The 12,034-nt window shown below is 68.8% G+C and carries 11 protein-coding genes; 8 read left to right on the top strand and 3 right to left on the bottom strand.

Annotated features, from left to right (window positions below; translation table 11 throughout):
- Window positions 1-19 precede the first annotated feature (19 nt).
- Window positions 20-583, bottom strand: coding sequence for a CAP domain-containing protein (locus GC106_RS23235; RefSeq protein WP_217280854.1), 564 nt, complete (start codon window positions 581-583; stop codon window positions 20-22).
- A 309-nt stretch (window positions 584-892) separates the two neighbouring features.
- Window positions 893-2,104, bottom strand: a complete 1,212-nt coding sequence (locus GC106_RS23230; RefSeq protein WP_173134452.1) for a cytochrome P450 — start codon at window positions 2,102-2,104, stop codon at window positions 893-895.
- Window positions 2,105-2,337: 233 nt separating this feature from the next.
- Here GC106_RS23230 and GC106_RS23225 point away from each other — a divergent pair, with 233 nt between their 5' ends.
- From GC106_RS23225 to GC106_RS23215, 3 genes are all read left to right on the top strand, one after another.
- Complete coding sequence (locus GC106_RS23225; RefSeq protein WP_173134450.1) at window positions 2,338-2,625, top strand: hypothetical protein; 288 nt, start codon at window positions 2,338-2,340, stop codon at window positions 2,623-2,625.
- 148 nt (window positions 2,626-2,773) lie between these two features.
- Window positions 2,774-3,019 carry a hypothetical protein gene (locus tag GC106_RS23220; RefSeq protein WP_173134447.1) on the top strand — a complete coding sequence of 82 codons (246 nt, stop codon included), beginning with the start codon at window positions 2,774-2,776 and terminating at the stop codon, window positions 3,017-3,019.
- Window positions 3,020-3,142: 123 nt separating this feature from the next.
- Window positions 3,143-4,096, top strand: coding sequence for a trypsin-like serine peptidase (locus GC106_RS23215; protein ID WP_173134444.1), 954 nt, complete (start codon window positions 3,143-3,145; stop codon window positions 4,094-4,096).
- Between the two features lie 15 nt (window positions 4,097-4,111).
- Here GC106_RS23215 and GC106_RS23210 read toward each other — a convergent pair whose 3' ends face one another.
- Window positions 4,112-4,996, bottom strand: coding sequence for a LysR family transcriptional regulator (locus GC106_RS23210; RefSeq protein WP_173134441.1), 885 nt, complete (start codon window positions 4,994-4,996; stop codon window positions 4,112-4,114).
- Between the two features lie 91 nt (window positions 4,997-5,087).
- Here GC106_RS23210 and GC106_RS23205 point away from each other — a divergent pair, with 91 nt between their 5' ends.
- From GC106_RS23205 to GC106_RS23185, 5 genes are all read left to right on the top strand, one after another.
- Entirely contained in the window at window positions 5,088-6,863 is a 1,776-nt protein-coding gene (locus tag GC106_RS23205; RefSeq protein WP_173134438.1) for a gamma-glutamyltransferase family protein, read from the top strand.
- A gap of 123 nt (window positions 6,864-6,986) precedes the next feature.
- Complete coding sequence (locus GC106_RS23200; RefSeq protein ID WP_173134436.1) at window positions 6,987-8,612, top strand: ABC transporter substrate-binding protein; 1,626 nt, start codon at window positions 6,987-6,989, stop codon at window positions 8,610-8,612.
- Window positions 8,612-9,568: an ABC transporter permease gene (locus tag GC106_RS23195; RefSeq protein WP_173134433.1), complete on the top strand. Its 957-nt coding sequence runs from the start codon at window positions 8,612-8,614 to the stop codon at window positions 9,566-9,568. The genes GC106_RS23200 and GC106_RS23195 overlap by 1 nt, the downstream gene beginning before the upstream one ends.
- Entirely contained in the window at window positions 9,565-10,452 is an 888-nt protein-coding gene (locus GC106_RS23190) for an ABC transporter permease (protein WP_173134430.1), read from the top strand. Before GC106_RS23195 ends, GC106_RS23190 begins: the two co-directional genes overlap by 4 nt.
- Window positions 10,449-12,017 (top strand): dipeptide ABC transporter ATP-binding protein, encoded by a 1,569-nt coding sequence (locus tag GC106_RS23185; protein WP_173134427.1) that lies wholly within the window; start codon window positions 10,449-10,451, stop codon window positions 12,015-12,017. The genes GC106_RS23190 and GC106_RS23185 overlap by 4 nt, the downstream gene beginning before the upstream one ends.
- Window positions 12,018-12,034 lie beyond the last annotated feature (17 nt).

Raw genomic sequence — 12,034 nt, 5'->3', positions numbered from 1 at the left:
AGCCGCGCGGACGACGGGCTCATCGGATGCCGAGGTCCTGCGTCCAGAAGGAACCGTAAGCGCTGTTGGGATTCGTCGCGTAACCGACACCGACGTCCTTGAGCTGACAGTTGACGATGTTCGCGCGGTGGCTGGAACTGCTCATCCACGCGGTGACGACAGCCTCCGCCGACTGGTACCCGGCTGCGACGTTCTCGGCGAGCCCTCGCCAGCCCGTGTAGCCGGAGCGCTCGACCCTCGTCCTCATCGTGCTGCCGTCCGACCCCTCGTGCTTCATGACGTCGTGAGCCGCCATGTCCTCCGAGTGGGCTTGGGCGGCGCGGCCGAGCTCAGCCACCGGGGTCAGCGGCGGGCACCCCACTTTCTGGCGCTCGGCGTTGGTCAGATTCACCACGTCGTCGTACACAGTTCGCGCGGCGGCGAGGGCCTGGGCGTCTGCCGACGGCGCCACAGCCAACGCGGTCACCATCAGTGCACCGGTGGCGAGAACGCGGGGCAGCCGCGCGGGCGCCTGCTTTTTCCGCCGTTCACCGAATTCGGGCGCGTCTCTGTTCTGCTGGGCGCTGAATCGTTTCCCTTTCACCGTGAATGCTCCTTTCCTCTTCGGCGGGACGCACGCTGTCAACGGCCGCAGGCTGTGCGCCTTGCCGATTCGGTCGCGTGGCCATCGGTTTCCCGCTCATCTCGGCCCTAGCCGGAAAACAGGCGGGAATGAGCCGTTTTCCTTCGACCCGGTGGACATGGGCGATCCGGCCGTCATTTGGGGAATGGCGGGACCGGCACCGGGAATCCCCTCACTGGAGTGTGTCCCGGAGGCCGGTTGCCGTTCCCCTTCCCGGAACAGGGGTCGGCCGGCGGGCTGCCTGGCCCGCCGGCCGGATGACACCGACGCTTACCACTTCACGGGCAAGGCCTCCGGGATGCGCCACAGGGAGGCACCGGTGTGCCACTGCACTCGTGCGGCCGGAATGGCCAGATGCAGGGCGGGGAAACGCTGTAGCAGCGTGCCGATGGCGACCTGGAGTTGCATACGGGCCAGATTCGCGCCGACGCAGTGGTGCGTTCCCCATCCGAAAGCCATGTGCGGGCTTGGCGCCCGGTGCAGATCAAGTTCGTCGGCACGGCCGAACACCGCCGGATCCCGGTTGGCGGCCACATAGGACACGTGGACGAAGTCCCCAGCCCGGATCTTCGCCCCGCCCAGTTCGACGTTCTCCGTGGCGATCCGCGGAATGCCGAGTCCCTGCCGGAACGGCACGAACCGCAGCAGCTCCTCGATGGCCTGCGGCAGTTTCTCCGGGTTCTGGCGCAGCCAGGTGAGTTGCACCGGATGGGTGAGCAGCGTGTAGGCGATGTTCCAGATCTGATAGGTGATGGTGTGGTGTCCCGACGTCAGCAGCACCGTGCTGAGCAGCGCCAGTTCGTGGTCGGTGAGGTAATCCCCCTCGTCGTGCGCCGCGGCCAGCACGCTGAGCACATCCTCGCCGGGATCGTCGCGGCGCCGGGCGACGAGTTCGCCGAAGTACGCACGTAGCTCCGCTTTCGCGGCCGCGACCAGCGCACGGTCGACTGTCGACGTCGACATCACGTGCGCCACCCGGCTGCGCAGCCGGTAGTGGTCCTCGCGGGGAATGTCGAACATCGCGAAGGCGGTGTACCGGGGCAACTGGAACGGCATGTGCTCCACCAGGTCGGCGGGATGGCCGTGCCGGGCCATCCGGTCGGCGAGTTTGTCGGCGAGCAGCTGCGTCTTCGGCCGCACCCGATCCACATGGCGAACGTGGAACGCCTTGGCGACGAACCGGTGCAGCCTGCTGGAGACAGGCGGGTCCAGGACGGACATCTCCTCGTTGCGCCCCACGGGCTGCGGCGTCATCCGGGGGAAATCCCGGTCCAGCACGCCGGCCCGGCTGAACCGCCGGTCGGTCACCACCGTGCGGACGTCCTCGTACCGGGTCGCCAGCCAGGCCACGCCCTTTCCGTAGGGAAAGCGCACCCGGGCGACCGGGCCGACGGTGGCCGTCCGCCGCAGAACGGGGTCGAACTCCAGGCCGGCGGGCTGACTGACCGGACACTCCCATGTGGACGTGGGGAAGGTCGTCATGAGCACTCCGTCCGTCGGCGAGCAGCATGAATGGATTGCCCCGCCGCGAGCCGCCGACATGTGGTCCACCGGCCTACCACCGGAAAGGGTGAACTTTTCGTCAGCTGTCCACCGAAGACGGTCCACTACGGACAGTGACCCGGAATCACCTGTGTGGGTCACGCGGGGCCCCGATAGCGCCGTACCGCCCGGGTACACCTGAGCTGAGTCCTGTTCAGACAGAAAGGCCTTCGATGCGCACAACGTTGTCCGCGGGCGTCCTCACACTGGCGGCCGCAGCCATGGCGATGTTCCCGGCTGTCGCCTCGGCGGCCGAACGGGCCGACGAAGAGAAGTGGGAGCTCGTCCGCACGTACGAGACGCAGGCCGACTGCCGGGTGGACGGCATCGTCGGCCTCGTGGGCGAGGCCTGGATCGATTACCGGTGCCGCCTGCACTTCGAGAAGGGCGTCTGGAATCTGGAGGTCCTGCGGGAGGACGCCGGCGAGGAAGAGCCACCGCCTCCCGGCGAGGGCAGGTGACGCCACGCTGACGACGTGACGCCGCGCCCGCGGACAGCCGCTCCGCAGGCGCGGCGTTCCCGCGCGCCGCCGGCCGCCCGCCGGTCCCGGAAACGACAAAACCGCAGTTCAGAAGGTTGCAGCAGCCCTTGCCGGGTACACACAGGACATGTGGGTAGCACTTCTGACACCGTTGATGATCATGCTGCTGGCATTGGGCATGGAGTACATCGAAGTGCCCCTTTCCCAGCGCAAGGACAAACAGATCATGGCCCGGCAGCCGCGACGACCGGCGAGGCAGTGGCGCTGTCGTTGGGCGGTCAGCAAGCGCTCGTGTACGACACGGCCCTTGCTGCGCTTGTCACCGAGCTCACCGACAACGCGATCGCTTGTCGTCTACCGCCGGTGGGTGTGACCGCCATCGCGTCTTGCCGAGCGTGAACCGCACCGGCGCCGCCGACCGTCGAGTTTGGATCGAACTACACGGGGTAGTCAAGTCCTGACTGTACGTGTGAACACGGTTGGAGAGGGGGTCGCCATGCGGCGATCACACTGGCGGTGGCGTCTGACGTCCGCCGCGACCGGTCTGGGCCTGCTGGCCCTGGCGGTCGTTCCGGTCCACGCAAACCCCGACGATCCGTCCGCGGTGAGCCACCAAGCGGCGAACACCCCGGAAGCCGTCGCCGCGGTGCTGGCCTTCTGGACGCCCGAGCGAATGCGCCAGGCCGTGCCGATGGAGATAGTCGTGGCGAACCTGCCTGCGGGACAGCAGATACCGCAGACGTGGCCGACACCGAGCACCGCTCAGGCACCGGCCAACCACGGTGGACCGTGGACGGGCAGCGGTGAGGTCGTCAAGACGACGGGCCGGGTCTTCTTCACCTTCGAGGGCAAAGAGGCCTCGTGCAGCGGCAGTGCGGTCACCAGCGCGAACAAGAGCGTGGTGATCACAGCCGGGCACTGTGTCCGGATGAAAGGCACCTGGCACCCCGACTGGTTGTTCGTGCCGGCCTACGACAACGGCAACGCTCCGCACGGCAAGTGGGCCGCGAGGCAACTGCACACCACGCCGCAGTGGGTGGACAAGGAAGAGCTGAACTTCGACGTCGGCGCCGCGGTGCTCAACCAGCTGGACGGCAAGAACCTCACCGACGTGGTCGGGGCCCAGGAGATCGCCTTCAACCAGCCGCGCAACCAGCATATGCACGCCTTCGGTTATCCCGCGGCCGCGCCCTACGACGGCACCAGACTGATCTTCTGCAGCGGGCAGACTTTCACCGACTTCCTGCTCACCCGGGACCACGGCATGCGCTGCAACCAGACCGGTGGGTCGAGCGGCGGCCCCTGGTTCCTCAGGTTCGACGAGGCCACCGGGAAGGGCGCGGTGAACTCGGTGAACAGTTTCAAGTACGGCATCATCAGCTTCCTGATGTTCGGCCCCTATTTCGGCGCCGAGGCCCAAGCGGTGTACGACGCCGCACAGAAGGGCTGACGCCGAACCGGCCGGTCAGTCCCGCCCGGACGCCAGCGTGGTGTCGACGAAGGCCTGGGTCGCCGCGGTCAGCTGGCCGCGCCGGTGCACCAGCCACTGCGGGAGCCGTTCCGCCGGGTCGAACCGGTAGACCTCGGCACCAGCCCGCCGTGCCAGGTCGGCCCAGCCGTCGGGCATCAGTCCCGCGCCAATGCCCTTGAGCACCATGGGCAGCACCACGCTGCGGTCACCCACCTCGGCCGCGATGGCCATGTCTCCGATGGTCGCGGCGAGCCGGTCGAACAGCGCACGGACCGCCGTCGCGGGCTTGGTCACCACGAACCGCATGCCGCGCAGCTGATCCGGCGACACCGCGGGCCCGGACGAGACGATCGCCCCCGGCGGGACCACGAGCAGGAACTCCTCGTCCCGCAGGTGGTGCGCCACGAGCCCGCGGCCGGTCGGGCGTTCGGCGTTGCCGCAGACGCCGACTTCGCACCGGCCCTGCACGACCATGGCGATCACTTCGGCCGCGGATAAGGCGGACGAGGTGCTGACGACCACGCCCGGGTGGTGCTCGCGCAGCTCGGCGATGATGCTCGTGACGGGTTCCAGCGCCGAGGACGACGTCGCCGCGACGTCGACCCGGCCGACCGCGCCCTCACCGATGGACCGTGCCGCCGCCCGCATGGCGTCGAGGTCACGCAGGACCAGCCGCGCCCGGTCGGCGAGCATCTCCCCCGCGCTGCTCAGCACGACGTTGCGGCCCACCCGGTGGAACAGTTCGACGCCGAGTTCGTGCTCGAGCTTGGTGATCGCCCGGGACAACGACGGCTGGGCGACGCGCAGCGCACGAGCGGCGTGGGTGAACCCGCCCTGCTCCACGATGGCCACGAAGTACTCAAGCTGACGACGTTCCATAGCAAGACGCTATAGGACTGGTGTCTTAGATGTCTTGGACACACGACCGGGCCGGGGTGTGTACTGCCAGGCAAGAAGGCGAAAGGACCCGATGTTCACGACCCGGCCCACCCTGCAGGGCACCTTCGGCATGGTGTCCTCCACCCACTGGCTCGCCTCGGCCACGGCCATGGCGGTGCTGGAGGACGACGGCAACGCGTTCGACGCGGCGGTCGCCGCCGCCTTTGTGCTCCACGTGGTCGAACCGCACCTCAACGGACCCGGCGGCGAGGTCCCGATCATCATCGCCCCCGCGGGCGGCCGCCCGCAGGTCCTCTGTGGACAAGGCGGCGCGCCGGCGGGCGCCACGATCGACCACTACACGTCGCTCGGACTGCCCCTGGTCCCCGGCACCGGCCCGCTGGCCGCGGCCGTTCCCGGCGCGTTCGACGCCTGGCTGCTGCTGCTTCGTGACCACGGCACCAAACCGCTGGCCGACGTGCTCAAGTACGCCATCGGTTACGCCGAGAACGGCCACCCGGCCGTCGAACGGATCGGCGCGACCGTCGAAACGGTCCGCGAGCTGTTCGAAACCGAATGGCACAGCTCGGCCGAGGTGTACCTCACGAACGGCAAGGCCCCGGCACCCGGCGCGCTGCTGCGCAACCCGGCGATGGCGAACACCTGGCGGCGGGTGGTCAAGGAGGCCACCGGCCCGACCCGGGAGGCCCAGATCGACAAGGCCCGCCAGGTCTGGCGCGAGGGGTTCATCGCCGAGGCGCTCGCCGAAGCGGCCGCACAGCCCACATTGGACACGTCGGGCGAACGGCACGCCGGCACCCTCACCGCCGACGACCTCGCGGGGTTCGAGGCGACCTACGAAGATCCGGTCACGTACGACTGGAACGGGTGGACGGTGGCCAAAGCCGGGCTATGGAGCCAGGGCCCGGCCTTCCTCCAGCAACTCGCACTGTTGCCCGACGGCCTGGAATACGGCACGCCGGACTACCTGCACACGCTCATCGAGGGCACGAAGCTCGCGATGGCCGACCGTGAGGCGTGGTACGGCGACAGCGCCGACGTGACCACAGACGCGTTGCTGGCCAAGGACTACAACGACGCCCGCCGTGCGCTCATCGGCGAGACCGCGTCGTTCGAGCTGAGGCCGGGCAGCCCGGACGGACGCGCGCCGCGGCTGCCCAAGGCCGTGACCGACGGCAGCCTGATCGACGTGCCTTCGGTCGCGGGCGTCGGCGAACCGACAGTGGCCAAGAACGGCCAGACTCGCGGCGACACCTGCCACGTCGATGTGGCCGACCGCTGGGGCAACATGGTCGCGGCCACGCCGAGCGGCGGCTGGCTGCAGTCCAACCCGGTCGTGCCGAGCCTCGGTTTCCCGCTCGGCACCAGGCTGCAGATGATGTGGCTGGAGCCGGGACTGCCGAACTCGCTGGTACCCGGGCGACGGCCGCGCACGACGCTGACGCCCTCGCTGGCGCTGCGCGGCGGCGAACCGGTGCTGGCGTTCGGCACGCCGGGCGGCGATCAGCAGGACCAGTGGAGCCTCAATTTCTTCGTCGCGGTCGCACTCCGGGAAAACGTCCGCGGCGGGCTCGACCTGCAGGGCGCGATCGACGCACCGAACTGGCACACCAACAGTTTCCCGAGCTCTTTCTACCCGCGTGAGACCGTGCCGGGCAGCGTCACGGTGGAATCGCGGATCGGCGACGAGGCGATCGCCGGGCTCACCCGTCGCGGACATCAGGTGACCGTTGACGAGCCCTGGTCGGAAGGCAGATTGTGCGCCGTCGCCCGTGATCCGGAAACCGGCGTGTTGTCCGCGGGCGCGAACCCGCGCGGTATGCAGGGCTACGCCGCAGGGCGCTAGTGCCGCGCTGGAAAATAGCGGTCCCTCTCCGCCGGACCGCTATTTTCCATGCCCTTTTCCAGGCGAAATATTTTAACTCTTTCGAAATGCAAAACGGCGAAACAGTGTCGTACGTTACTGGCCATGCGACGTTCCCGGGTGCTCGTGATCGCGACCGCCGCCGCCACCCTGGCCGCCTGTGTCCCGATCCAGGCGGTCACCTCCAGCGGCGAGCACACCGACGACTTCGGCACACCCCTCGGCGACCAGCGGGTCCAGCCGGGCGGTGAGCTGGTGATGGGCCTGTCGTCCGAACCCGACCGGCTCGACCCGACCACTTCCAGTTCGCTCTACACGCGCTACGTGATGAGTTCGATCTGCGAGAAGCTGTACGACCTCGACTCCCGCGGGCAGGTCGTGCCCCAGTTGGCCGGCGCACTGCCGACGATCTCCCCGGACGGCCTCACGGTGACGATCCCGGTCCGTACCGGGATCAAGTTCGCCGACGGCGCGCCGTTCGACGCGGCAGCCGTGCGGACGAGCCTGAACCGGCACCTCACCCTGAAGACATCCCAGCGCGCCAGCGAGATCGGGCCGATCGAGAGCATCGAGGCGCCCGGCCCGGACACCGTGGTGATCCGCTACAAGCGGCCGTTCGCACCGATCACGGCGGCGCTCGCGGACCGCGCCGGGATGATCATGTCGCCGGCCGCGTTGGCCGCCAAGGGGGACGACTTCGGCGACGCGCCGGTGTGCGTCGGCCCGTTCAAGTTCGTCCGGCGGATTCCGCAGACCTCGATCGAGGTGACCCGTGACCCGCTGTACCACGACGCGGCCAAGGTCCACCTCGACCGGATCGTCTACCGGATCATGCAGGACGCCAACAGCCGCGCCGCGAACCTGCGCTCGGGCGACGTGCAGGTCGCCGACACCATCTCGCCGCAGGACGTCGACGCGCTCGCCAAGGACAAGTCGTTGCGGGTGCTGCAGGCGGGATCGCTCGGCTACCAGGGCGTCACGATCAACACGGGCAATGTGGACGGTGCCGGGAAGCCGCCGAAGCCGATCGACACCCCGCTGGCGCGCGATCCCCGGGTGCGGGAGGCGTTCGTGCTCACTGTGGACCGCGAGACCCTCGTCAACACCGTGTTCAACAACTGGTTCGACGCCGCGTGCTCGCCCATCGCACCGCAGAGCCCGTACGCCTCGACCGCGAGCAACGCGTGCCAGAAGTTCGATCCGGCGCGGTCACGCCAGTTGCTGGCGGAGGCCGGCGTGCCGATCCCGTACCCGGTGAACCTCCAGGTCACCAACTCGCAGGACCAGTTGCGGTACGCGCAGGCACTGCAGGCCAGTGTCGCGGAGGGCGGGTTCGACCTGCGGATCACCCCGGTCGAGTACTCGACGTTGCTGGACGTGCAGAAACGCGGTGACTTCGAACTGCTGCAACTGGGCTGGTCCGGCCGGATCGACCCGGACGGCAACATGACACGCTTCCTGACCACCGGCGCGGCCGCCAACTACGGCGGCTTCTCCTCGAAGGAGCTGGACGACCTGCTGGCCCAGGCGTCCCGCGTCACGGATGTCAAGCAGCGGGCCGAGTTGTACGGCAGGGCCGTCGAGGTGATCCAGCGCCAGAATCCAATCGTCTACACCTATCGGCTGCGCAATCTGACCGTGCACACCCGGCGGGTCGCCGGTGTCGAGGTCTACTCCGACGGCGTGGTGCGCCTCGGCAAGGCCGCGTTCGTCGAAAGTCAGGAGGGATAGTGGCGCGCTACCTGTTCCACCGGCTCTGGCAGTCCGCGCTCACCCTGGTGCTCGCGTCGATCATCGTGTTCATCGGTGTCCGCGCGTTGCCGGGCGATCCCGCGCTGGCCATGGCCGGTGAGGAGGCGGACCCGGCCACCGTCGCCGCCGTCCGCGCCGAACTGGGCCTGGACGAGTCCATTGTGGTGCAGTACCTGAAGTTCATGGGCAACGCGGTCGTCGGTGACTTCGGCAAGTCGATCCGCACCGGCACGCCGGTCAGCGAGATGCTCGGGGCCACGTTGCCGGTCACGATCCAGCTCGCGATCTACGCGATGCTGATCGCGCTGCTGCTGGGCCTGGCCACGGGCGTGGTGGCGGCGGTGTTCCGTGGTCGCTGGCCGGAGTGGACGGCCAACGGGTTCTCGTTGTTCGCCTTGTCCGTGCCCACGTTCTGGCTCGGCATCCTGGCCGTGCTGTACCTTTCCGTGCAACTGGGGTGGTTTCCCGCGTCCGGGTACGTCTCCCCCTTCGAGCATCCGCTGCGTGGCGTCTACTACCTCACGCTGCCCGCGCTGATCCTCGGCCTGACGCATGCCGCTGTGGTGCAACGGCAGACCAGGTCCTCGATGGTCGAGACGCTCACCGCCGACTTCGTGCGCACCGCGCGGGCCAAAGGCCTCGGCCGGGCCGCGGTGATCTTCCGGATCGGCCTGCGCAACAGCCTGATCGTGGTGACCACGATCGTCGGCCTGCAACTGGGCGGGCTGATCGCCGGCGCGGTCGTGACCGAGCGGATCTTCAGTCTGCCGGGCATCGGCAAGCTCACCCTCGACTCGGTGTTCACCCGCGACTACCCGGTGATCCAGGCGGTCGTGCTGGTGATCACCGCCGCGTACATCGTGATCAACCTGCTGGTCGACTTCCTCTACACGGTCATCGATCCGCGGATGCGCGTCTCTGGGAGGACGTCATGACGGCCGTCGATCCGGTGGCACCCGTCGCACTCGGGCGTGTTCGCGGCCGCGTGCTGCGCAAGCTGTGGCACAACCCGCTGGGCGTGGTCGGCGGCGTGCTGCTGCTGATCGTGATCGTCGCCGGGGTGTTCGCGCCGTGGCTCGCGCCTTACCCACCGTCCCAGGTGCACTTCACCACGCCGTTCCAGCAGCCGTTCACCGTCGGGTTCGCGCTGGGCACCGACGATCTCGGCCGGGACGTGCTGTCCCGTGTGCTGCACGGAACGCGGGCCTCGCTCGAGGTCGGCGTGTTGTCGGTGCTGCTGGCCGTGGTCGTCGGTGTCCCCTTGGGACTGCTGGCGGGCTACTGGCGGTGGCTGGACGCGGTGGTGTCACGGCTCGCCGACGTGATGCTCGCGTTCCCGTTCCTCATCGTGGCGGTGGGCCTGGCCGCGATCAACGGCGGTGGCATCGGCAACGCGGCCATCGCGCTCGGGATCGCCAACATCCCGACCATGATCCGTGTCGTGCGAGCCGAGACGTTGCGGCTCAAGGAGTCCGACTTCGTCCTGGCCGCGCACACGATGGACGCGGGCGCCGGCCGGATCCTCGGCGGGCACGTCCTGCCCAACGCGTTGTCCGCGATCATCGTGCAGGCCACGGTGATCATGCCGTCCGCGGTGCTCGGTGAGGCCATCCTGTCGTTCCTCGGCCTGGGCATCCAGCCGCCGGACCCGAGCCTGGGCATCATGTTGTCCGACGCCCAGCAGTACCTGTTCCGCACGGTCTGGCCCGGCGTGTTCCCGGGCATCGCCATCGCGCTGATCTGCCTGGGGTTCAACCTGTTCGGCGACGCGCTGCGGGACGCCCTTGATCCGAAGACGTCCCACAGGGAGGGCCGATGACCGAGCCGCTGCTGGAAGTCACCGATCTCCAGGTGTCCTTCGGCGACGTGCCCGCCGTACGGGGTGCCGGTCTGCGGCTGATGCCCGGGGAACGGGTCGCGGTCGTCGGAGCGTCCGGGTCAGGCAAGTCGACGACCGCGCACGCGGTCATGGGGCTGCTGCCGGGAGCCGGCCGGGTGACCGGCGGGCGGATCAGTTTCCGCGGCGAGGACATCACCCACGCCGGGGAGAAACGGTTATGTGCCTTACGGGGACGTCAGATCGGGCTCGTCCCGCAGGACCCGATGTCGAACCTGAACCCGGTGGCGCGGATCGGCCGTCAGGTCGCCGAAACCCTGGTGGCACACGGTTTGGCCAGTCGCAGGGAGGCCAAGGACCGTGCCGTGGAGATCCTGGCGGAGGCCGGACTGCCCGATCCCGGCAGGCGCGCCCGGCAGTATCCGCACGAGTTCTCCGGCGGCATGCGGCAACGAGTGCTGATCGCGATCGGCCTGGCGTGCCGCCCCGATCTGCTGATCGCCGACGAACCGACCTCGGCGCTGGACGTGACCGTGCAACGCCAGATCCTCGACCACCTGGAGAAACTGACCCAGGACCTGGGCACGGCGCTGCTGCTGGTCACCCACGACCTCGGCCTCGCGGCCGACCGCGCCGACCACGTGGTGGTGATGTCCGAGGGCAAGGTCGTCGAAGCCGGACCGGCGCGTCAGATCCTCACCGCCCCGGACCACGACTACACCAAACGGCTTGTCGCCGCCGCGCCCTCACTCACCACCACCCCGCCCCGCGACCGCAGGACAGCCGAGCCCGTGCTGGAAGTCGTTGGGGTGTCGAAGGAGTACCGGATCCGGGGCGGCGGTGGCGCGCTGCGTGCCGCGGATGACGTCTCCTTCACCGTGCAGCGCGGGCAGACGACCGCGATCGTCGGCGAGTCCGGCTCCGGCAAGACCACCACCGCCCACATGGTGCTCGGTCTCGTCACGCCGACCGCCGGGACGATCCGCTTGAACGGCACGGACGGCACGCGTCGTGGCAGGCGCCGGGCGATGCAGGCGGTCTTCCAGGACCCGTACGGTTCGCTCGACCCGATGTTCACTGTGGAGCGTCTGATCACCGAACCGTTGCGGATCTTCGGTATCGGCGACCGCGCCTCGCGCCGGGCCCGTGTCTCGCAACTGCTGGACCAGGTCGGGCTCTCGCCCGCGATGGCCCAGCGGTATCCGAACGAGTTGTCCGGCGGGCAACGGCAACGAGTCGCCATCGCACGGGCCCTCGCGCCGGAACCACGGCTGGTCGTCTGTGACGAGGCTGTGTCGGCGCTGGACGTGCTTGTGCAGGACCAGATTCTGCGGCTGCTGGAGAACCTCCAGCGGGAACTCGGCCTGAGTTACCTGTTCATCTCGCACGACCTCGCGGTCGTCCGGTCCATCGCGCACGATGTCGTGGTGATGCGCGGCGGTCGCGTGGTCGAGCAGGGACCGGTCGGGCAAGTGCTCGATTCGCCTGCGGACCCGTACACCCGGCAACTGCTGGACGCCATTCCCGGTGCGACCGTGTTCAGCTGACTGGCGTGTCATGCTGG

Source organism: Kibdelosporangium persicum, from assembly GCF_013280595.1.
GTDB lineage: Bacteria > Actinomycetota > Actinomycetes > Mycobacteriales > Pseudonocardiaceae > Kibdelosporangium > Kibdelosporangium persicum.
Note: the sequence above shows the minus strand (reverse complement) of the source record. Positions and strands in the feature narration are given on the sequence as shown.

Bases quoted from the DNA above. Each gene is read 5' to 3' on its own strand.
- GC106_RS23230 (WP_173134452.1), bottom strand. From the start codon at position 2,104: ATGACGACCTTCCCCACGTCCACATGGGAGTGTCCGGTCAGTCAGCCC.
- GC106_RS23225 (WP_173134450.1), top strand. From the start codon at position 2,338: ATGCGCACAACGTTGTCCGCGGGCGTCCTCACACTGGCGGCCGCAGCC.
- GC106_RS23220 (WP_173134447.1), top strand. From the start codon at position 2,774: ATGTGGGTAGCACTTCTGACACCGTTGATGATCATGCTGCTGGCATTG.
- GC106_RS23215 (WP_173134444.1), top strand. From the start codon at position 3,143: ATGCGGCGATCACACTGGCGGTGGCGTCTGACGTCCGCCGCGACCGGT.
- GC106_RS23210 (WP_173134441.1), bottom strand. From the start codon at position 4,996: ATGGAACGTCGTCAGCTTGAGTACTTCGTGGCCATCGTGGAGCAGGGC.
- GC106_RS23205 (WP_173134438.1), top strand. From the start codon at position 5,088: ATGTTCACGACCCGGCCCACCCTGCAGGGCACCTTCGGCATGGTGTCC.
- GC106_RS23200 (WP_173134436.1), top strand. From the start codon at position 6,987: ATGCGACGTTCCCGGGTGCTCGTGATCGCGACCGCCGCCGCCACCCTG.
- GC106_RS23190 (WP_173134430.1), top strand. From the start codon at position 9,565: ATGACGGCCGTCGATCCGGTGGCACCCGTCGCACTCGGGCGTGTTCGC.
- GC106_RS23185 (WP_173134427.1), top strand. From the start codon at position 10,449: ATGACCGAGCCGCTGCTGGAAGTCACCGATCTCCAGGTGTCCTTCGGC.